We start from the raw sequence: 19397 nt of genomic DNA on the forward strand, positions 1-19397 counted from the left end.
GTACCGACCTGTCCGAGCACCCGCGTGATGTTCAGTTCCTCGACACCACGGCCGCGGCACGGGATCAGCCCGTGCCGCGGCCGCGCCTCCCCCTCCGGCCGGTCAGTTCCGCGTCACCGTGACGCTCGACCAGGCCGAGCCGTCCGCGGTCGACTTGGTCACCGTCCGGGTCTGGCCCGGCTTCACCTGCGACGAATCCAGCGACACCGACACGGTGCCGGAGCCCTTCGGGGTCGTCACCGGCTTGACCTTGTGCACCGGAGCCGGCTTGCCCTTCGGCTTCTTCGCGGGTGCCTTGTGCTTGCCGTGCTCCGCCTTCGCGTGCTTGAACTGCTCCAGGTCCGACTTCGCCCGCTTGACTTCGGCCGAGGCGTCGTCGACGAGCCGGCGGGCGTTCTTCACCGCCTGCGCGGCGTCGTCGAGGGCCTGCCGCGCGATCGTGGCGGGGTCGGGCCGCGGTGGCACGACGATCGCGATCGGCCGCACCGCCGTCGCGGCCTGCCGAGGCCCCAGGTGCTCGACCGCGGCGGCGCGGACCACCGCGGGCCGCGGCCGGTCCGCCTTCTTGTGGTGCGTCCGCTGCACCGGCTTGGCCTTCCGGGCCGGCGCGTGCTCCGCGGACTTGGCCACCGGCACGGCCTGGGCCGCCGGCTCGGCCACCGGCGCGGGTACCACGCGAACGGCGGGTGGCGGTGCCTCCTGCCGGACCGGCGCCGGCTTCGGGGTGGCGCCGGTGGTGGCGGCGAGCGCCTGCGATTCGCCGGCGCTGCTTTCGGCGCCGTCGAACAGCCCCGAAGCCGCGGTGACGCCGACCGCGGCGGTCACCAGTCCCGCCATGCCGTACACGTAGGCCTTCTTCATGCATCCCTCCTCTGTCGGCGTGGCCGGACGGCCACGAGCTTTGTCACGGCGCCGTCGCCCGGTGGCCGGCGAACCAGTCCCGCACCTCCGGCTGCAGCAGCGGCCGGAGCACGAGCATCGACAGGACGATCGGCAGCACCACGGCCGGGCTCGGCGCACCGCCGGTGACGAGAGAGGCGAACAGGCCCCACAGGGCGGCCAAGACGTTCACGCTCTCGATGGCGATGGTGGCGATCCGCACCCAAGCCAGGCGGCGCGGCAACAGCAGGGCGCACAGGAACAGCGCCAGCGCGAGCACGGTGCTCACGGCCAGGAGCGCGACCAGTTCGCCGTCGTCCACATCGGACGTGCCGAGCAGGACGAGCAACGCCACGCCGGTGACGATGCCGAGACCGGACTGCACGAACATCCCGATCCTGGCGGACCGCAGTGCTTTCCGCGGCTGAGCGCTCATGCTCTTCTCCTTCTCGACGAGATCCGTCACCGGTCGCGGTCGGCCGGGACCGCGGCGATCCCGAGCGAAAGCGGCGGCGGGCCATAGCGATTGACGTGGGGCTCGCTTCGCCCGGCCAGGAACACCCCGGCGACCGGCAAGCCCCAGACGAACAGCGCGAGCCACAGCCAGCCACCGGCGCGGCCGGTGTCGTGCAGCCGGCGCACCCCGACCGAAACCAGCGGAACGACCAGCAGCAGGCACATGTCGAGCAGCAGCGCGTCGTCCAGCGCCACGGCAAGCCCGTTGGCGCCGAGACAGCCGAGGAAGAGCAGCCAGAATTCCCGGCGCGTCGCGCGTCCCCGGAAGCGCACGCACCACCGGACGCAGCTGGCGAATGCCGATCGAAGGTCCATCGTGACTCCCCGGTTCCGTGTGCCGACCAGTGTCGGGTGCGGCGGACCGCCGTGGGACCTTCTGGCCTATTGCTGCCAGGCGGAGTGCGGCAGCCTGCGCAGGGTCGCCGCGGAGGCGGGGTTGTCGCTGGGGTCGGTCCAGCACTGCTTCGCCGGGACGGCCGCTTCCCGACTACGCCGCCGGCGGCGTGCTCGAAGTCCTCGACGAGCCGCTCGTCGAGGGTCGCGCCCGTCTTCACCCACTGACGCCTCGGCGAGTGGCGGTGCGCGTGGCGAACGCCGAGCCGGTGCCACAACAAGGCGTCCGGCCCGATCGCCGTGCGGTACTGCCTGCGGGACCCGGGTGGGCGTCAGCCGAAGACTCGCCGCTGGATTTCGCGGCGGTAATCCTCCAACGTGTTGTCGAGGTGGATAGCGACCGCCCGGGCGGCCGCTTCGGGATCGCCGTCGCGGATGGCCTCGTAGATCGCCGCGTGTTCTTCGATCGCTTCCGCCGCGTGGCCGCCCACCGTGCCGTGGAGCCCGATCGTGCTCGACTGGTGCTGCAGCCGCCGGACTTCGCGGACCGCGGCCAGGAGGAACTGGTTGTGGGACGCGGCCGCGATGCCGAGGTGGAAGTCGTCGTCTCCGCGGTCGAACAGCGCCGCTTCGCCGGTCAAGTGCCCCTGCCGGCAGGTTTCCGCGGCCACCTCGATCGACCGCAGCTCGACCGGCGTGGCGCGGGTGGCGGCCAGCCTGCCGGCGGTCATCTCCTGGACGCGGCGGAACTCGAACAGCATGTAGACGTGGTCGAGATCGGTCGGCATGAAGAACCCCGACCACCGGCCCGACCCCAGCATGCCCTCGTCGTCGGCCACGTAGAGGCCACGCCCCTTCTGGGCACGCACCCGCCCGATGGCGGAGAGGATCTTGATCGCCTCGCGCACGACGGTGCGCGAGGTGCCCAGGCGCGCGGCGAGTTCGTTCTCCGTCGGCAAGCGGTCGCCGGCCTGCAACCGCAGCTCGGCGATGAGCTGGAGGATCTGTTCGGCGACGAGTTCGTATCCCGGCCGGTACGGCGCCGCACCGGTCGCCGGCGGGGTGCCTGCCGGCCCGGCCGTCTCGTCCACTCGCTGGCCTCCTTCGTCCGCGGCAACCGTAAGAACCATACATCCGGACATCGCCACCGAAATAGGTAGGACTCATTTGGGCAAGCGTCCTGCTGCTCCGGGAACGAACTCCAGGCCAGCTTCTTGACGGCGGAAGCGTGGGCGACTGTGATGGTGCTCACGACCGATTTGCTTGTCCAGAATGTGTATTACTCATCGCGGCCACGACGAAGCGGGGTACCTCATGACAGTTCCCGCGCGCACCACGGGAGCCGGCGGCTCGGCCGTGCGCCGCCGGCGGTACGCGGGGTTGGCCCTCGCCGCCGTCACGGCCTGCGGAAACGGCGGGAACGGCAACGGCGCGCAAGGCGGGTTCCAGCCGGTGCCGCAGACGGGCGGGAAGATCACCGTCTGGGTCGATGCGACGCGGCTGCCCGCCGCCCAGCTCTACCAGAAGCAGCACCCGGCAGTGCAGCTGGACATCGTCACCTACGACGGCGACGCCAACGGCTCGAAGTACCTGCAGATGAAGGTGGGCCTGTTCAACCGGACCCGCAGCGGCTGGCCGGACGTGGTGTTCAGCTCGCAGAAAAACGAGATCTCCTGGGCGGTGCAGGCCGGGTTCACCGCACCGCTGGACAAGGGCCGGATCCCGCCTTCTGGACCGGGGCGGGCGGCTGGATCGTGGTGATGTACGGCGCCCTCGACAACATCTCGCCCGATCTGCTGGAGGCGGCCCGGATCGACGGCGCGGGCGGGTGGCAGACGGCCTGGCGGATCCAGATCCCGTTGCTGTCACAGGCGAGTGTCGGCGTGGCCGGACACGACTACTCGCTCAACCAGCTCTCCTACGACTTCGCCTTCCAGAACGACAACGTGAACACGGCGGCGGCGATCTCGGTGGAGCTGCTGGTGGCCGGGCTCGTCGTCGCCGGCGTGTTCGTCACCCGCTCGGGGTTCTTCGATGCCGACTGACGTCCGCCTTCCCGCGCAAGTGGACGAGCCGGTACGCCGCGCGGCCGGTCCACGGCGGCGCCGCGCCAGGCGGCTGCCGAACCCGCCGGCGGCACTGGTGCTCGTGCTGTTCCTCGTGTTCTTCGTGCTCCCGGTGGTGTGGCTCCTGCTGGCGGCCACGAAGACCGACGACCAGCTCGTGCACGGCAACCCGCTGTCGTTCGGTTCGTGGCGGGCACTGGCGGACAACTGGACCGCGCTGACCTCGTTCCAGGACAACGCGATCTTCCGCTGGCTCGGCAACTCCGCGGTCTATTCGTTCGTGGCCCTCGCGATCACCCTGTGCGTCGCGATCCCGGCCGGGTACGCGCTCGCGATGACCGAGTTCCGCGGCCGCCACACGCTCCTCGTCGCGACGCTCGTGGTCATGCTGATGCCGAACGCCACCCTCGTGGTGCCGTTGTTCCTCGAGGTGAACGCGGTGCACCTGATCGGCTCGATGTGGTCGGTCGTCCTGCCGTACTCGTTCTACCCCTTCGGCGTGTACCTGACCTACATCTACTTCGGCACCGCGGTGCCCCGTGACCTGATCGCGGCGGCCAAGCTCGACGGCTGCACGGCGTTCGGGGTGTTCCGCCACGTCGCCCTGCCGCTGGCCGCGCCGATCGTCGCCCTCGTCGGCTTCTTCGGCTTCGTGGCCAACTGGACCAACTACTTCCTGCCCTACGTCCTGCTGCCGCAGAGCGACCAGTTCCCGGTCCAGGTCGGCCTGGGCACGCTGCTGAACTCGGTTCCCCAGTTCAACCCGACCGTCGGCACCGCGGCGGTGCAGCGCCCGGAACCGGCCTTGGCCACCCTGCTGGCGATCACCCCGGTCCTCGCGGTCTTCCTGTTCTCCCAGCGTTTCCTGGTCGCCGGGATGCTGGCCGGCGCGACCAAGGAGCAGCCATGCATGCCGCTGTCACGGCCTCGGTGCCCCTGCTGGAACCACCGGGCTGGGCGATCGCGCAGCGCGAGCTGTTCGACCTGCTCGACCGCGCGTGGCGGCAGTTCGCCCGCGACTTCACCGGCCCGGACGGGCGGTCGGTCTACGACGACGGGCTCACCAGCCGCGACGGCGTCGACGACTTCTACGAGACCTTCTTCAACTGGCCGCAGCTCTACCTGCTCGGCGGCGCCGACGACCTGCTCGCCGAAGCGGAGCGGCACTGGGAAGGCGTCACCCGGCAGCTGACCGAGCTGGGCATGCTGCAGGACGAGTACGAACGCGGTTACGACTGGTTCCACCAGGGCGAAAGCCTGCTGCTGCTGTACTTCCTGTGCATGGCCGCGCCCGGGCGGTGGCGGGAGTGCGCACTGCGGTTCGCGGAGCTCTACGTCGACCCCGCGCAGGGCAACTACGACCCCGCGCACCGCATCCTCCGCCGTCCCCACAACGGCAGCGATCCGGCGCGCGACGGGCTCTTCGACGGTGGCTGGTACCCGTGGCTGCCCCGGGAGGCCGCGACGTACGGCTTTCCGCTGGCGTGGCTGCTGCCCGCGGACGCCGACGAGCCCCCGCGGGACCACGACCCGCGGCTGGGCGAGCAGATGCGGCGGAGGATGGGGGACGGGGACACCGCCGTCAACCTGGCCGCCTCCGGGCTCGTCTTCAACGCGTTGCTGCTGTCGGGCGACCGGCGCTACCGCGACTGGCTCGCCGAGTACGTGGGCGCCTGGCGGGAACGCGCGGCGGCCAACAACGGCGTCCTGCCCGACAACGTCGCTCCCGACGGGACGGTGGGCGGGCTGCTGGAGGGGCGCTGGTACGGCGGGCACTACGGCTGGTCCTGGCCGCACGGCTGGTACAGCGTCGGCCACGCCGCCGTCGTCGGCGCGCTGACGGCCACGCTCGCCACGGGCGACGAGACGTTCACCGACCTGGTGCGCCCGGCGCTGGACGAGATCATCGGCCACGGCAAAGTCATGGCGTTCACCGAGGCGGATTCCAGCCTCGCCGCCAAGTGGTCGGTGCAGCTGCGTGACGACGTGGACACCCCGACGCTGCACGTCCCGTTCCGCTACGACGACCGGGGCTGGTTCGACTACAACCCGATGCTGATGGGCGTCCCGGCCGCGCTGTGGCACCACACGGCCGCGCCGGAAGACCGCGAACGCCTCGAGCGGCTGCGCGCGGCGGCCGGCCACGACTGGCGGATCGTGCGGCCGTTCCGCAGCAAGGAGGAAGCCGGGCACGAGGAGCCGTGGCTGGCCTACCTCGCGGGCGACAACCCGGACTACCCGGAGCGCATCCTGGCCGCTGCCCAGGCCCAGGTACGGCACCGGCTGACCCGCATGGAGCGCTACCGCGGCCGGGCCGTGCCGGAAGCCGACATCCACCTGTGGCAGCAGTCCAACCCGGTGGTCACCGAAGCACTGGTCCAGCTCACCTGGGGCGCTCCGCAGGTCGTCTACAACGGCGGGCTGCAGCAGGCCCGCGTCCGCTACTACGACGCGCGGGCGCGCCGGCCGGGGCTGCCGCCGTCCGTGGCGGCGCTGGTTTCCCGCATCGATCCCGAAGCGACCGTGGTCGAGCTGGTGAACCTCGACCCGCAGGAGCCGCGGTCGGTCCTCGTCCAGGCCGGCGCGTTCGCCGAGCACCACATCCGCGGCGCGGAGTACAGCGCGTGCGAGGACCCGTCGTGGATCGGCGGCCTCTACGACTACGGCCACCGGGAACCGGTGGTGACAACCGCGTCGATCGACCTCGACGGCCCGTGGCTGCGGGTGGACCTGCCCCGGTCGACCCGGATCCGCCTGTCCCTGCGGCTGGCGCTGCGGGCCGGCACGGCGTCCTACGCCACGCCGTTCGACGAGCGCGGCGCATGAGGCCCGCCGCCGGGAGCACCGGCTCGTTCTCGGCCGGGAACGTCCTCGCGCACTGTCACGTGCAGGCGGGCCGACAGGAACACTTCATGCGCGCGCCGGCCGACGTGTGTCAAGCCGGCTGCTGCACGGCGTGGATTCCGTGCCACGCCTCCGCGCCGCATTCTTGCGTCCACTGAGGACAGTGTCAGTGACGGCGACCGCAGAAATATGAATGTTCAATAATTGCCGGACGTTGTTTGTCTGAAGTGTCCAGTTGTACCGATTCCCGGCGTCGGCCGTGACTCGCCGGATCCCTTGCTTTTTGAGGCGAACACAACGGTTTTCCGTGGGAAATTCACGGCTCGCCACGTGTTGGCGTGGGGTTCCCCGCGCTGGTAGTCTCCGGCCGTGGATGCCGGGAAAGCGCTGGGGCGATTCTCGGCATCGGAGTACTGGGGCCTGTTTCGTTGACGTTGCAAGTTTCGGGATCAAACCGCTGGGGGAGCGGTCTGTCTTACGGGCATCGATCCCGGATGCCGGTTTGTAAACGTTGTGTTTCAGGGCGGATCACCAGCCCGGCCGGTCATGGTTGACCAATTCGACGGTCGATCGCCGGCCGGCCGAGTCGTGTTCCGACGGGCGTCCGCCTGGGAGGCCGACATCTCTCCAGGCAAGAGGATGCTACCCGAAAGCTTTGTCGGAGGGGTGATTGAAGTGTCCATCGATTCTTGCTCGGCGCCCGATTGTGGTGATGTCCGGAGCGCGGCTCCGGGGCGGGACGGGCCCCGGCGCGGCCACTGCTCCGGATGCCGGAACCGGATCGCCGCGGACCTGGCCGAACTGCCGAGGCTCTACGACGACTGCGAATCCCTGCTCATCGCCGCGCCCAGGGCGCTCACGGAGAAGGTGAGCGGCCGTTTCGTGAAGGACGCGCAGCTGAACGACACCGCGGTGTCCGTGCGTTCGGACATGGTCGCGATCCTCGCTTCCTGGGCCGGCCTGGTCACGGCCGAACGGGCGGTCACGAGGCCGGCCCGGCGTGACGTCGCCACGCTGGCCTCGTTCGTCGCCGCGCACCTGGACTGGCTGCTGGCGCACCCGGCGGCCGCCGATTTCGTCGACGAGGTGACGACTCTCGCGAGGGCTGCCCGGCAGGCGGCCCAGCCGGGCGCCCGGATTCACCTGGAACTGGGGCAATGCGTACGGCCCGGGTGCGAGAGCGCCTTGTTCGCCACCACGCACGGAGACGGCGGCACCTCACTGACCGGCCACGTGCGCTGTGAGTCCGGACATGTGTGGAAGGCCCATCAATGGCTGCCGCTGGCCGATCGGCTCGCCAAGACGAGACGCCCGGCGGCCGGGAGTGCGCATGAGTCCTGAAGCCGCGCGGCGTCGTCAGACCGTGCCCACGCAGCTCGCGGCCATGGCGGCCGGCGTGCAGGAGTCGACGATCAGGAAATGGGCCAGCCGTGGCAAGCTGGTGCGCTACGGCAGCCCGGGACGGGCCGAGTACGACCTGGCCGAGCTGCTGGCGATCGTCGCCGGCAGTGCGGCCGAGGACGCGCTGGCCGGTGACGAAAGCCGCGACCCCGCCTAGGAAATGCCGTACTCGGAAGGGGGCTCTCGCCGCGCAGGCGAGAGCCCCTTCCTTGTTCAGTCCTTTGTGCACAGTCCCGGCCGACCGCCTCGGACGCCCGTTTCGCGGCTCGGGCTTGACACCCGGCCGACGCGGTGTCACGCTCTTGGTGGCGGTAGAAGTGTGTCCAAATTCCCGCTACACCGTGTCTTCCGAAATTTCGCCGGCGCCACTCGGCGCCGATGCCACCGGCAGCGCGCAACCACCCGTCTCCCGGCCCAGCCGCCGGGATCACCCTTTGCCGGCGCCGAAATCCATCCATGGGGGAGCCGAACGCCGTGAGCATCACCGAAGAGACCACCTCCGGCCCGCGCGCCGGAACCGCAGGCCGGAAGCTCGCGCTGGTCGCCGACGGGCAGCCGCCGCGCACCCTGCACGACACCGTCGGCGAACTCGAAGCGATCAAGGCCACCGCCCGCCAGGGCCCGGACCCCCACGCCACCCGCCGTCAGCACGACAAGGGCAAGCTGACCGCGCATGAACGGATCGAGCTGCTGCTCGACCCGGGTTCGTTCACCGAGGTCGAGGCGTTGCGGCGGCACAGCGCGACCGCGTTTGGGCTGGACCGGCGCCGTCCGCACTCCGACGGCGTGGTGACCGGCTGGGGCACCGTGCACGACCGGACCGTCTTCGTCTACGCACACGACTTCCGGATCTTCGGCGGGGCACTCGGCGAGGCCCACGCGGCGAAGATCCACAAGCTGCTGGACATGGCCGAAGCCGCGGGAGCGCCGGTGGTCAGCCTGAACGACGGAGCGGGCGCCCGGATCCAGGAGGGCGTCACCGCGCTGGCCGCCTACGGCGGCATCTTCCGGCGCAACGTCCGCTGTTCCGGCGTGATCCCGCAGATCAGCGTGATGCTGGGCCCGTGCGCGGGCGGCGCGGCTTACTCGCCGGCGCTGACCGACTTCGTCTTCATGGTCCGGGGGATTTCACAGATGTTCGTCACCGGCCCGGACGTGGTGCAGGCCGTCACCGGCGAGCGCGTCTCGATGGACGGCCTCGGCGGCGCGGACGTGCACGCGGGCCGTTCCGGAGTGGCCCACTTCGCCTACGACGACGAGGTTTCCTGCTTGGCGGACGTGCGTCACCTGCTCGCGCTGCTGCCCTCGAACAACCGGGAGCTGCCGCCCGTCCGGCGCTCCGGCGACCCCGCCGACCGGCGCCTGGACGCCGTGATGGACCTGGTGCCGGTCGACCCGAGCCGCTCGTACGACATCCGTGCGGTGCTCGGGGAGGTGCTGGACGACGGCGACTTCCTCGAGGTGCAGGAGAGCTGGGCGGCCAACGTCGTCTGCGCGCTCGGCCGGCTCGACGGGCACCCGGTCGGTGTCGTGGCGAACCAGCCGTGCCTGCTGGCCGGCGTGCTGGACATCCACGCCAGCGAAAAGGCGGCCCGGTTCGTCCAGCTCTGCGACGCCTTCAACATCCCGCTCGTGACCTTCGTCGACGTCCCGGGGTTCTTGCCCGGGGTGGAGCAGGAGCACAACGGGATCATCCGGCACGGCGCGAAACTGCTGTACGCCTACAGCAACGCCACCGTGCCGCGGATCCAGGTGATCCTGCGCAAGTCCTACGGCGGCGCCTACATCGTCATGGACTCGCGGTCGATCGGCGCCGACGTCTCGCTCGCCTGGCCGACCAACGAGATCGCCGTGATGGGCGCGGAGGGCGCGGCCAACGTCATCTTCCGGCGGGAGATCGCCGCCGCCGAAGACCCCGAGCGGACGCGCCGGCAGAAAATCGACGAGTACCGCAGCGAGCTGATGCACCCGTTCTACGCCGCCGAGCGCGGGCTGGTCGACGACGTGATCGACCCGCGTGACACCCGGTCGGCGCTGGTGCGCTGCCTGGCGATGCTGCGGGCCAAGCACGCCGCGTTGCCCGCCCGCAAGCACGGGAACCCGCCGCAGTGACGGAAAACGCACGGCACGGTCTCGACCCCGAAGAGCTGGCGGCACTCGTGGTCGCCCTGCTCTGCCGGGCGGCGCAGCCCCCGGCCGCGGCCGCGCCCCCGCCCGGCGGAGCGCCGAAATCCGGGTGGAGGACTCCGGGAATGACGTCCGGATTCGTCGTCGCGCACAGCTGGCAGACGACGACGCACCCGTAGGTCGCCCTTTCCCGCTTCATTTTCTGCCGGCGGTCGATTTCGTTTCGCGGATTGCGGAACGCGCCGCCGGCCCAGCGCTAGGAGACTCGGATGGACGCTGCCGTGATCGTGGTGGGTGCGGGTCCCGTCGGGCTGATGCTCGCCGGCGAACTGCGCCTCGCCGGGGTCGAGGTCCTCGTCGTGGAACGCCTTTCCCGGCCGTCCGGTGAATCACGCGGTCTCGGTTTCACCGCGCGGACCCTCGAGGTGTTCGACCAGCGCGGGCTGCTGCCGCGGTTCGGGGACGTCGAAATCAGCCCCCGCGGCCACTTCGGAGGCGTGCCGCTCGACTACACGGTGCTGGAGGGCGCCCACTTCGGGGCCCGGGGCATTCCGCAGTCGCGCACGGAGGCCGTTCTCGCGGACTGGGCGGACGAACTCGGTGCGCCGGTGCTCCGGAACCGGGAGCTCGTCGGCCTGCACGACACCGGCGACGGCGTCGACATCGAGGTCCGCGGCCCGCGCGGGGCCGTCCGGCTCCGCGGCGAGTACGTGGTCGGCTGCGACGGCGGCCGCAGCGCGGTCCGCAAGCTGGCGGGTTTCGCCTTTCCCGGGACCGACGCGACGCGGGAGATGTTCCTGGCCGACGTGGCCGGGTGCGCCCTGCGCCCGCGTCCGATCGGGGAGAAGCTGCCCGGCGGCATGGTGATGTCGGCGCCGACCGGCGACGGCGTCGACCGGATCATCGTCTGCGAGCGCGGCGCGCCACCCCGGCGGCGCACCGGGCCGCCGGACTTCGCCGAGGTCGCCGCGGCCTGGCAGCGCATCACCGGTGAGGACATCCGGCACGGCAGGCCGGTGTGGGTGAGTGCCTTCGGTGACGCCACCCGGCAGGCCGCCGAGTACCGGCGCGGCCGGGTCCTGCTGGCCGGCGACGCCGCGCACACCCACCTGCCGGCCGGCGGCCAGGGGCTCAGCTTCGGCGTCCAGGACGCGGTGAACCTCGGCTGGAAGCTCGCCGCGCAGGTACTGGGCCGGGCGCCCGCCGGGCTGCTGGACACCTACCACGCCGAGCGGCATCCGGCCGGCGTGCGGCTGCTGCGCAACACGCTCGCGCAGGGACTGCTGTACCTGAGCGGCAGCGACGTCGAGCCGCTGCGCGAGGTGATGGCCGACCTGATGCGGCTGGACGTCGTCGGCCGTCACCTGGCGGGCATGGTGAGCGGCCTGGACGTCCGCTACGACGTAGGGGCCGGGGAGCACCCGCTGCTCGGCCGGCGGCTTCCGGACCACGACCTCGTACGCGGCGACGGCAAGATCCGCGCCTGCGAACTGCTGCACCCGGCCCGTGGCGTGCTTCTGGACTTCGGCGCCGACGCGGGACTCCGGACCGCCGCGGCGGGCTGGTCGGACCGTGTCGACGTCGTCACCGCGACGCCGTACGCCATCGAAGACGGCAGCGGGCTCGCCGGCACCGACGCGCTCTTGGTGCGTCCCGACGGCTATGTGGCCTGGGCGGCGCCGGGAGCGGCCGTGGGGCTGACCGCCGCTCTGGAGCGCTGGTTCGGCGCTCCGCTCCCGATCCGGAATCCTCCCGACGAGAAAGGCCCGCAGTGACGACGGTGATCCCCAGTACCGACATCGATCTCTACACCGAAGAGGCGATCCTTTCGCCGTACGAGGCGTACCGGACGCTCCGGGACACCGGTCCCGCGGTCTGGCTGGAGCAGTACCAGGTCTACGCGGTGGCCAGGTACCAGGACGTCTACGACGCCCTGCACGACCACGAAGGCTTTTCGTCCGGCTCCGGGGTGGCGCTGAACGAGCCGCTCAACCGGAAGATGAAGGGCAGCGCGCTGGTCAGCGACCCGCCGTACCACGACCACCTGCGCGGCATCATGGGCGTTCCGCTGACTCCCAAAGCCCTGCGCCGGCACAAGGAGCTGTTCGAGCGGCTGGCCGGGGAGCTGGTCGACCGGCTGCTCGAGCGTGCCACCTTCGACGTGGTCGTGGACTTCGCCCAGCTGTTCCCGCTGTCGGTCGTCCCCGATCTGCTCGGCTGGCCCGCCGAGGGCCGCGACGACTTCCTCGCGTGGGCCTCGGCCGGGTTCAACGCCCTCGGCCCGATGAACGAGCGGGCCGTGGCGGATCTCGGGACCCTGCAGGGGATGTGGGCGTTCATGGCCGAGATGGCCGTCCCCGGCAGGCTGCGTCCCGGAAGCTGGGGCGCGGACCTCGTCGCGGCCGCCGAGGCGGGCACCCTCAGCCGGGAGCTGCTGCCCGCGATGATCGGCGACTACCTCGTCCCGTCCCTGGACACGACGGTCTCGGCCCTCTCGAGCGCCATGCTGCTGCTCGGCAGGCACCCGGACCAGTGGCGGGCGATCAGGGCGGACCGGTCGCTGATCCCCAACGCCCTCAACGAGGTCATCCGCTACGACGCGCCCATCCGCGGGCTGTCCCGGTTGCTGACGCGGGACCGCGAGCTGAGCGGGACGACGCTCCCGGCGGGGTCGCGGGCGCTGATGCTCTACGGCTCGGCCAACCGGGACGAGCGGTACTGGGACACGCCCGACACCTTCGACGTGACGCGGGCGAACGCCGCCAGCCACGTCGGGTTCGGCCACGGCATCCACGGCTGCGTCGGCCAGGGCCTCGCCCGGCTGGAGGGCCACGCCCTGCTGAACGCGCTGGCCGACAAGGTTTCGGTGATCGAAGTGGGCGAGCCCACCTACCGCGTGCACAACACCATCCGCGCGATCGCCACGCTGCCCGCGACTCTCGGACGATGAGGAGGAAACCGATGAAGATCCTGGTCGATCGCAAGCGGTGCGAAGGCCACGGCCTGTGCGAGGACGCCGCGCCGGACCTCTTCGAAATCGACGACGGGGGCGAGCTGGTGCTGCTCTTCGACGGCACCGTGCCGGACGGCCGCGACCGGCAGGCGGCCGACGCCGTGCGGATCTGCCCGGTCAGTGCGCTCAAGGCCGAGTGACCGGGCCGCCGGATGAGGTTCGACGACGTGTTCGTGGCAGGCTGCGGCACCTGGCTGCCACCGGCGATGAGCGTCGGCGACGCGATCGCCGAAGGGTTGTGCGAGCCGGCGCTCGCCGCCGCGCTGGACATGGCCTCCGTGACCATCGCGGAGGAGGTGCCGGCGCCGGAGATGGCGGCCAGGGCGGCCCGGGTCGCGCTCGCGCGGGCCGCGGTTGATCCGTCCGAAGTGGACTTGCTGCTGCACGCCAGCTTCTACTACCAGGGCCACGACCTGTGGGCGCCGGCCTCGTACGTGCACCGGGTCGCCGTGGGCAACGCCTGCCCGGCGATCCAGATCGGCCAGGTGTCCAACGGCGGCATGGTGTCGCTGGAGCTGGCCGCCTCCTACCTGCTGGCCCGGCCCGGCCGGGGGACGGCGCTGCTCACCACCGGCGACCGGTTCTGCCCGCCGGGGTTCGACCGGTGGCACAGCGACACCGGGACGCTCTACGCCGACGGCGGGACCGCCCTCGTGCTGTCCCGGACCCGCGGTTTCGCCAGGCTCCGCAGCGTGGCGACGGTCGGCCGGTCGGAGCTCGAGGGCATGCACCGGGGCGCCGAGCCCTTCGGCCCGGCGCCGTTCAGCTACCGGAAGGTCGTCGAAATGGACGCCTACAAGGACGCCTTCGTCGCCGAGGCCGGACGGTCGTTCGCGGTGGCGCAGGCGAGTTCCGGCCAGCGTGAAGCGATCGAGCGGGCGCTCGCCGACGCGGGCACCGAACTGGCCGCCATCGACTGGTTCGTGCTGCCGCACCTCGGGCGCAAACGGCTGTCGGCGGGCTACTTCGGCAAGCTCGGCGTCCACCCGGGGCAGACGACCTGGCCGTGGAGCCGCACGGTCGGCCACCTCGGCGCGGGCGATCAGTTCGCCGGGCTGGAGCAGCTGGTCCGGACCGGGGCCGCGGGCCCGGGAAGCCGCTGTCTCCTGGTCGGTGTCGGTGCCGGCTTCAGCTGGTCGGGCGCGGTCGTCGAAGTCCTGGAGCGGCCGGAATGGGCGGAGCGGCCATGACCGGACGCGGACTCGTCCTGCTGCTGCCCGGCCAGGGCTCCCAGTACCAGGGGATGGCCGTGGCGCTTTACGAGCGTGAGCCGGTCTTCGCCGCGGCGGCCGACGAGTTCTTCGCCGCCATGGGACCCGAAGGAAAGCTCGTGCGCGACGACTGGCTCAGTGACGCGCCGGGTGTGTCGATCGACGACGGGCTGCGGGCGCAGCCGCTGCTGTTCGCCATCGGCTACGGCATCGGCCGGGTGCTGCTCGGCCGCGGGCTCCGGCCGGTGCGGCTGATCGGGCACAGCGTCGGGGAGCTCGCGGCCGCGGCGCTGGCCGGGGTGTTCGACCTGGCCGCGGCCGGCCGCATCCTGGCCGCCCGGTCACGGGTGCTGGCCGGCGCGCCGCCCGGCGGGATGCTCGCGGTCGCCGCCACGGCCGCCACGGCCGAGTCCTTTGTGGACCGTGAGGCGGCGGCGGGTGGAGTCGTGGTCGGCGCGGTCAACGCCCCGGCGCAGACCATCCTCGCCGGCCCCGAGCCGGAGCTCTCGCGGACCGAGACGGCGTTGCGGGCGGCCGGGCTGACCGTCCGCCGCGTGCGCTCCGCGCAGCCGTTCCACTCGCCGGTCCTGGACGCGGCGGCGGCGGAGTTCGAGCAGGCCGTCGCCGCGGAACGGCTGCGGCCGCCGCGGATCCCGGTCACCTCCGCCTGGACCGGCCGGCCGGTCGAAGCGGCCGAGGCGGTGCGCCCGTCGTTCTGGGCCCGGCAACTGGCCGGGCCCGTGCGGTTCTGGGCGGCCGTTTCGAGCCTGCCCGGCGACGGCGAGTTCACGTTCGCCGAGGCGGGCCCCGGCAACCTGCTGTCCATGGTCGCCCGGCGGCACCCGTCCGTGCGGGCGCGCCGCAGCGTGGTGGTCGGCCTGCTCCCGACCGAAGGAAAAGATGCCTGGCCGGTCTGGCGGGCGGCGCTGGAAAAGCTCGACTCCGAGAATTCACCGCACTGAGAGTGCACCGCACTGAGGGGAAGCAAAAGTTGTACAGCACACTGATCGTGGCCCGGCTGAAGCCGGATTCGGGCGAGGAAGTCGCCAAGCTGTTCGGCGAGTTCGACCGGACCGACATGCCGCACCTGATGGGCACCCGGCGCCGCCAGCTCTTCACCTACCAGGGCCTCTACTTCCACCTGCAGGACTTCGACGCCGACAACGGCACCGAGGCGATCGACGGAGCCCGGACGGACCCCCGGTTCGTCGGGATCAGCCAGGACCTGCGTGCCTTCATCGACCCGTACGACCCGGCGACCTGGCGCTCGCCCGCCGACGCGATGGCCACCCGCTTCTACCACTGGACGGCCCCCGATGCCTGATCCACGACGCCGGGTCGTCATCACCGGGATCGGAGTACTGGCGCCGGGCGGGGCCGGCACCAAGGACTTCTGGAGCATGCTCACCGAGGGACGCACCGCGACCAGGGCGCTGACCTTCTTCGACGCCTCGCCGTTTCGCTCGCGCGTGGCGGCGGAGGTCGACTTCGACCCGGAGGCGCACGGGCTGAGCCCGCAGCAGATCCGGCGGATGGACCGGGCCGCGCAGTTCGCGGTGGTCGCGACCGGTGAGGCGGTCGCCGACAGCGGCCTGGAGCCCGGGCAGCTGGACCCGGCCCGGATCGGGGTGGCGATCGGCAGCGCGGTCGGCGCCACGACCGGCCTGGAGAACGAGTACCGGGTGGTCAGCGACGGCGGACGGCTCGAACTGGTGGACCACGCCTACACCGTGCCCCACCTCTACGACTACTTCGTGCCGAGCTCGTTCGCGGCCGAGGTGGCCTGGTCGGTGGGCGCCGAAGGGCCGGCGACGGTGATGTCGACCGGCTGCACCTCGGGCCTGGACTCGGTCGGCTACGCCTGCGAGCTGATCCGGGAGGGCGCCGCCGACGTGATGATCACCGGCGGCACCGACGCCCCGATCTCGCCGATCACGGTGGCCTGCTTCGACGCGATCAAGGCGACCACCCCGCGCAACGACGACGCGGAGCACGCGTCCCGGCCGTTCGACCGCACGCGCAACGGGTTCGTGCTCGGCGAGGGCGCGGCGGTCCTGGTCCTGGAGGAGCGGGAAAGCGCGCTGCGGCGCGGGGCGCACGTCTACGCCGAGATCGGCGGGTACGCGACGCGGTCCAACGCTTATCACATGACCGGGCTGCGCGCCGACGGCAAGGAGATGACCGAGGCGATCCGGGCCGCCATGGCCGAGGCCAGGGTCAACCCCGAGGACATCGACTACGTCAACGCGCACGGTTCCGGCACCAAGCAGAACGACCGGCACGAGACGGCGGCGTTCAAGAACAGCCTGGGGGAGCACGCCTACCGCGTCCCGGTGAGCTCCATCAAGTCGATGGTCGGCCACTCGCTGGGCGCGATCGGCTCGATCGAGATCGCCGCCTGCGCGCTGGCGATCGAGCACGACGTCGTGCCGCCGACGGCGAACCTGCACGTGCCGGATCCCGAGTGCGATCTGGACTACGTGCCGCTGACCGCGCGGGAGTGGCGGACCGGCGGCGTGCTGACCGTGGGCAGCGGGTTCGGCGGCTTCCAGAGCGCGATGGTGCTGCGCCGCGGCGATCAGGGCGCCGCATGAGCGCCGCGACGGTGGTGACCGGGCTCGGCGTCGCGGCGCCGAACGGCCTCGGCACCGCCGACTTCTGGGCGGCGACGCGCGCGGGCCGCACCGGCATCGGGCCCCTGACCCGTTTCGATCCGGCGGGCTACCCGTCGGTGCTGGCGGGCGAGGTACCGGGATTCGTGGCCGCGGACCACCTGTCCGGGCGGATGCTGCCGCAGACCGACCACATGACCCGGCTCGCCCTCGTGGTCGGCGACTGGGCCCTCGCGGACGCCGGTGTGGTGCCGGCCGAGCTGCCGTCGTTCGACATGGGCGTGATCACCGCGAGCTCGGCGGGCGGCTACGAGTTCGGTGAGCGGGAGCTGCGCAACATGTGGCGCAAGGGCGGCCAGTACGTCTCGGCCTACCAGTCCTTCGCCTGGTTCTATGCGGTGAACAGCGGCCAGCTCTCGATCCGCAACGGGATGCGCGGGCCGAGCGGCGTGCTGGTCTCCGACCAGGCGGGCTCGCTGGACGCGCTCGCGCAGGCCCGGCGGCAGATCCGCCGGGGCACGCGGCTGGTCCTCTCCGGCGCGGTCGACTCCTCGCTCTGTTCGTGGGGCTGGGTGGCGCACCTGTCGAGCGGCCGGCTGAGCACGAGCGACGACCCGGACGGGGCGTACCTGCCCTTCGACCGCCGGGCCGCCGGGCACGTCACCGGCGAAGGCGGGGCGCTGCTGACGCTGGAAGACGCGGACAGCGCGCGGGAGCGCGGCGCGCGCGTCTACGGCGAGATCGCCGGGTACGGCGCGAGTTTCGACCCGCGGCCCGGCAGCGGACGGCCGCCGGCGCTGGCCCGGGCCATCGTCCTCGCGCTCGAGGACGCGGGGATGACCGCCGCTGACGTCGACGTCGTCTTCGCCGACGCGGCCGCCGTCCCCGAGCTCGACCGCGTCGAGGCCGACGCGATCACCGCGGTCTTCGGCCCGCGCGGGGTCGCGGTCACCGCGCCCAAGACGATGACCGGACGGCTCTGTTCCGGGGCCGCGGCGCTGGACGTGGTCACGGCACTGCTGTCGATGCGGGATTCGGTGATCCCGCCGACCACGAACGTCTCGCTCGCGCCGGAGTACGAGCTCGACCTGGTGACCGCCGGCCCGCGGTCCGCCCCGGTCCGCGCGGCCGTCGTGCTCGCCAGGGGCCACGGCGGCTTCAACTCCGCCGTCGTCCTCCGCGCGCCGTCCGCCGCGGGCGCAGACCCGTCAAGTCCACATCAGACACTCCAGAAAGGAACTGGTCATGGCTGACCACACCCTGACCCTGGCCGACCTCCGGCGCATCCTCGGCGAGGCGGCCGGCGCCGACGAGGCCACCGCCGGCGTCGACGCCGACGCCGTGGACACCTCGTTCGAAGACCTCGGCTACGACTCGCTCGCCCTGATGGAGACGGCGAGCCGGATCGAACGGGAGTACGCCATCAAGCTCGACGAGTCGGTCCTCGCCGACGCGGACACCCCCCGCGCGCTGCTCGATCTGGTCAACGAGCAGCTGTCGGCGGGCGTCGCCTGACTCGTCCCGCCGGGTGCCGCCGCCGTGCCCGATGTCCCCGGCCGGCACGGCGGCGGCCCACCACCGCACCCACACCGAAGCATTGGAGCAGCCATGCCGAACCAGCAGAAGCGAGTGGCCCTGGTCACCGGGGGCACCCGCGGGATCGGGCTCGCCGTGACCAGGACACTCGGGGCGCAGGGACACCAGGTGTTCCTGTGCGCACGGGACGCCGACGCGGTCGAGCTGACCGTCAAGCAGTTGCGGAACGAGGACCTGGAGGTCGACGGCACGGCCTGCGACGTCGCCTCCGCCGAGGACATCACCGCCTGCGTGCGCGCCGCCGTCGAGTCCTTCGGCCCGGTCGACGTGCTGGTGAACAACGCCGGGCGCAGCGGCGGCGGCGTGACCGCGGACCTCGACGACGAGCTCTGGCTCGACGTCGTGAACACCAATCTCACCAGCGTCTTCCGGATGACCCGGGCGGTGCTGACCATCGGCGGCATGCGGCACAAGGACCGCGGGCGGATCATCAACATCGCCTCGACGGCGGGCAAGCAGGGCGTGGTGCTCGGTGCCCCGTACTCGGCGTCCAAGCACGGCGTGGTCGGGTTCACCAAGGCGCTGGGCAACGAGCTGGCGCCGACCGGGATCACCGTGAACGCGGTGTGCCCCGGCTACGTCGAAACGTCGATGGCGCACCGGGTCCGGCAGGGATACGCCGAGGCCTTCGGGACTTCCGAAGAGGAGATCCTGGAGAAGTTCCGGGCGAAGATCCCGCTCGGCCGGTACTCCACCCCGGAAGAGGTGGCCGGGATGGTCGGCTACCTGGCGTCCGACACCGCCGCGTCCGTCACCGCACAGGCGATCAACGTCTGCGGCGGCCTCGGCAACTTCTGAT

Annotated in this window: 21 protein-coding genes and 1 pseudogene; 18 read left to right on the top strand and 4 right to left on the bottom strand. The window is 71.8% G+C overall.

Features of this window, described 5'->3' with window-relative positions; translation table 11 throughout:
* Positions 1 to 102 precede the first annotated feature (102 nt).
* The 4 genes from BT341_RS22200 to BT341_RS22215 all read right to left on the bottom strand — a co-directional run bounded on the left by BT341_RS22200 (position 103) and on the right by BT341_RS22215 (position 2819).
* A complete protein-coding gene (locus BT341_RS22200) occupies positions 103 to 861 on the bottom strand; it encodes a hypothetical protein (protein WP_072478114.1) in 759 nt (252 codons plus the stop codon).
* A 43-nt stretch (positions 862 to 904) separates the two neighbouring features.
* A complete protein-coding gene (locus BT341_RS22205; RefSeq protein WP_143168620.1) occupies positions 905 to 1315 on the bottom strand; it encodes a hypothetical protein in 411 nt (136 codons plus the stop codon).
* A 26-nt stretch (positions 1316 to 1341) separates the two neighbouring features.
* On the bottom strand, positions 1342 to 1710 hold the full coding sequence (locus BT341_RS22210; protein ID WP_072478116.1) for a DUF805 domain-containing protein: 369 nt from the start codon (positions 1708 to 1710) through the stop codon (positions 1342 to 1344).
* Between the two features lie 350 nt (positions 1711 to 2060).
* Positions 2061 to 2819 carry a FadR/GntR family transcriptional regulator gene (locus BT341_RS22215; RefSeq protein ID WP_072478117.1) on the bottom strand — a complete coding sequence of 253 codons (759 nt, stop codon included), beginning with the start codon at positions 2817 to 2819 and terminating at the stop codon, positions 2061 to 2063.
* 223 nt (positions 2820 to 3042) lie between these two features.
* Here BT341_RS22215 and BT341_RS22220 point away from each other — a divergent pair, with 223 nt between their 5' ends.
* The 18 genes and pseudogenes from BT341_RS22220 to fabG all read left to right on the top strand — a co-directional run bounded on the left by BT341_RS22220 (position 3043) and on the right by fabG (position 19396).
* Positions 3043 to 3489, top strand: a complete 447-nt coding sequence (locus tag BT341_RS22220) for a hypothetical protein (protein WP_245805057.1) — start codon at positions 3043 to 3045, stop codon at positions 3487 to 3489.
* Positions 3489 to 3773, top strand: coding sequence for an ABC transporter permease subunit (locus BT341_RS22225; RefSeq protein WP_245805058.1), 285 nt, complete (start codon positions 3489 to 3491; stop codon positions 3771 to 3773). The genes BT341_RS22220 and BT341_RS22225 overlap by 1 nt, the downstream gene beginning before the upstream one ends.
* Positions 3763 to 4659, top strand: a pseudogene (locus BT341_RS47350) (carbohydrate ABC transporter permease); the annotation flags it as partial. The gene BT341_RS22225 and the pseudogene BT341_RS47350, both read left to right, overlap by 11 nt.
* Positions 4660 to 4700: 41 nt before the next feature.
* Positions 4701 to 6620: a DUF8034 domain-containing protein gene (locus tag BT341_RS22235; RefSeq protein WP_072478118.1), complete on the top strand. Its 1920-nt coding sequence runs from the start codon at positions 4701 to 4703 to the stop codon at positions 6618 to 6620.
* Positions 6621 to 7313: 693 nt separating this feature from the next.
* Entirely contained in the window at positions 7314 to 7979 is a 666-nt protein-coding gene (locus BT341_RS22240; protein ID WP_177328879.1) for a hypothetical protein, read from the top strand.
* A complete protein-coding gene (locus BT341_RS22245; RefSeq protein WP_072478120.1) occupies positions 7969 to 8196 on the top strand; it encodes a MerR family transcriptional regulator in 228 nt (75 codons plus the stop codon). Before BT341_RS22240 ends, BT341_RS22245 begins: the two co-directional genes overlap by 11 nt.
* A gap of 299 nt (positions 8197 to 8495) precedes the next feature.
* Positions 8496 to 10151 (top strand): acyl-CoA carboxylase subunit beta, encoded by a 1656-nt coding sequence (locus BT341_RS22250; RefSeq protein ID WP_084742963.1) that lies wholly within the window; start codon positions 8496 to 8498, stop codon positions 10149 to 10151.
* Positions 10148 to 10345: an acyl-CoA carboxylase epsilon subunit gene (locus tag BT341_RS22255; protein ID WP_072478121.1), complete on the top strand. Its 198-nt coding sequence runs from the start codon at positions 10148 to 10150 to the stop codon at positions 10343 to 10345. Before BT341_RS22250 ends, BT341_RS22255 begins: the two co-directional genes overlap by 4 nt.
* A gap of 90 nt (positions 10346 to 10435) precedes the next feature.
* Complete coding sequence (locus tag BT341_RS22260; protein ID WP_072478122.1) at positions 10436 to 11941, top strand: FAD-dependent monooxygenase; 1506 nt, start codon at positions 10436 to 10438, stop codon at positions 11939 to 11941.
* A gap of 5 nt (positions 11942 to 11946) precedes the next feature.
* On the top strand, positions 11947 to 13116 hold the full coding sequence (locus BT341_RS22265) for a cytochrome P450 (RefSeq protein WP_245805059.1): 1170 nt from the start codon (positions 11947 to 11949) through the stop codon (positions 13114 to 13116).
* Positions 13117 to 13127: 11 nt separating this feature from the next.
* Positions 13128 to 13319, top strand: coding sequence for a ferredoxin (locus BT341_RS22270; protein WP_072478124.1), 192 nt, complete (start codon positions 13128 to 13130; stop codon positions 13317 to 13319).
* A 12-nt stretch (positions 13320 to 13331) separates the two neighbouring features.
* Positions 13332 to 14369 (top strand): ketoacyl-ACP synthase III family protein, encoded by a 1038-nt coding sequence (locus BT341_RS22275; protein ID WP_072478125.1) that lies wholly within the window; start codon positions 13332 to 13334, stop codon positions 14367 to 14369.
* The gene (locus BT341_RS22280; protein ID WP_072482120.1) at positions 14366 to 15352 is read left to right on the top strand and encodes an acyltransferase domain-containing protein; all 987 of its coding nucleotides are present in this window, start codon (positions 14366 to 14368) and stop codon (positions 15350 to 15352) included. Before BT341_RS22275 ends, BT341_RS22280 begins: the two co-directional genes overlap by 4 nt.
* 29 nt (positions 15353 to 15381) lie before the next feature.
* Entirely contained in the window at positions 15382 to 15714 is a 333-nt protein-coding gene (locus BT341_RS22285) for a TcmI family type II polyketide cyclase (RefSeq protein WP_072478126.1), read from the top strand.
* On the top strand, positions 15707 to 16984 hold the full coding sequence (locus BT341_RS22290; protein WP_072478127.1) for a beta-ketoacyl-[acyl-carrier-protein] synthase family protein: 1278 nt from the start codon (positions 15707 to 15709) through the stop codon (positions 16982 to 16984). Before BT341_RS22285 ends, BT341_RS22290 begins: the two co-directional genes overlap by 8 nt.
* Entirely contained in the window at positions 16981 to 18255 is a 1275-nt protein-coding gene (locus BT341_RS22295) for a ketosynthase chain-length factor (RefSeq protein ID WP_072478128.1), read from the top strand. Before BT341_RS22290 ends, BT341_RS22295 begins: the two co-directional genes overlap by 4 nt.
* Positions 18248 to 18517, top strand: coding sequence for an acyl carrier protein (locus BT341_RS22300; RefSeq protein ID WP_072478129.1), 270 nt, complete (start codon positions 18248 to 18250; stop codon positions 18515 to 18517). The genes BT341_RS22295 and BT341_RS22300 overlap by 8 nt, the downstream gene beginning before the upstream one ends.
* A gap of 93 nt (positions 18518 to 18610) precedes the next feature.
* Positions 18611 to 19396 (top strand): 3-oxoacyl-ACP reductase FabG, encoded by a 786-nt coding sequence (gene fabG / locus BT341_RS22305; RefSeq protein ID WP_072478130.1) that lies wholly within the window; start codon positions 18611 to 18613, stop codon positions 19394 to 19396.
* Position 19397 lies beyond the last annotated feature (1 nt).

The sequence above is a fragment of the Amycolatopsis australiensis genome, assembly GCF_900119165.1.
GTDB lineage: Bacteria > Actinomycetota > Actinomycetes > Mycobacteriales > Pseudonocardiaceae > Amycolatopsis > Amycolatopsis australiensis.

Excerpts from the sequence above, each read along its gene's own strand:
- BT341_RS22245 (WP_072478120.1), top strand. The coding sequence starts at position 7,969 with ATGAGTCCTGAAGCCGCGCGGCGTCGTCAGACCGTGCCCACGCAGCTC.
- BT341_RS22295 (WP_072478128.1), top strand. The coding sequence starts at position 16,981 with ATGAGCGCCGCGACGGTGGTGACCGGGCTCGGCGTCGCGGCGCCGAAC.
- BT341_RS22235 (WP_072478118.1), top strand. The coding sequence starts at position 4,701 with ATGCATGCCGCTGTCACGGCCTCGGTGCCCCTGCTGGAACCACCGGGC.
- BT341_RS22200 (WP_072478114.1), bottom strand. The coding sequence starts at position 861 with ATGAAGAAGGCCTACGTGTACGGCATGGCGGGACTGGTGACCGCCGCG.
- BT341_RS22220 (WP_245805057.1), top strand. The coding sequence starts at position 3,043 with ATGACAGTTCCCGCGCGCACCACGGGAGCCGGCGGCTCGGCCGTGCGC.
- BT341_RS22300 (WP_072478129.1), top strand. The coding sequence starts at position 18,248 with ATGGCTGACCACACCCTGACCCTGGCCGACCTCCGGCGCATCCTCGGC.
- BT341_RS22210 (WP_072478116.1), bottom strand. The coding sequence starts at position 1,710 with ATGGACCTTCGATCGGCATTCGCCAGCTGCGTCCGGTGGTGCGTGCGC.
- fabG (WP_072478130.1), top strand. The coding sequence starts at position 18,611 with ATGCCGAACCAGCAGAAGCGAGTGGCCCTGGTCACCGGGGGCACCCGC.
- BT341_RS22270 (WP_072478124.1), top strand. The coding sequence starts at position 13,128 with ATGAAGATCCTGGTCGATCGCAAGCGGTGCGAAGGCCACGGCCTGTGC.
- BT341_RS22225 (WP_245805058.1), top strand. The coding sequence starts at position 3,489 with ATGTACGGCGCCCTCGACAACATCTCGCCCGATCTGCTGGAGGCGGCC.
- BT341_RS22205 (WP_143168620.1), bottom strand. The coding sequence starts at position 1,315 with ATGAGCGCTCAGCCGCGGAAAGCACTGCGGTCCGCCAGGATCGGGATG.
- BT341_RS22260 (WP_072478122.1), top strand. The coding sequence starts at position 10,436 with ATGGACGCTGCCGTGATCGTGGTGGGTGCGGGTCCCGTCGGGCTGATG.
- BT341_RS22250 (WP_084742963.1), top strand. The coding sequence starts at position 8,496 with ATGGGGGAGCCGAACGCCGTGAGCATCACCGAAGAGACCACCTCCGGC.
- BT341_RS22275 (WP_072478125.1), top strand. The coding sequence starts at position 13,332 with ATGAGGTTCGACGACGTGTTCGTGGCAGGCTGCGGCACCTGGCTGCCA.
- BT341_RS22290 (WP_072478127.1), top strand. The coding sequence starts at position 15,707 with ATGCCTGATCCACGACGCCGGGTCGTCATCACCGGGATCGGAGTACTG.
- BT341_RS22280 (WP_072482120.1), top strand. The coding sequence starts at position 14,366 with ATGACCGGACGCGGACTCGTCCTGCTGCTGCCCGGCCAGGGCTCCCAG.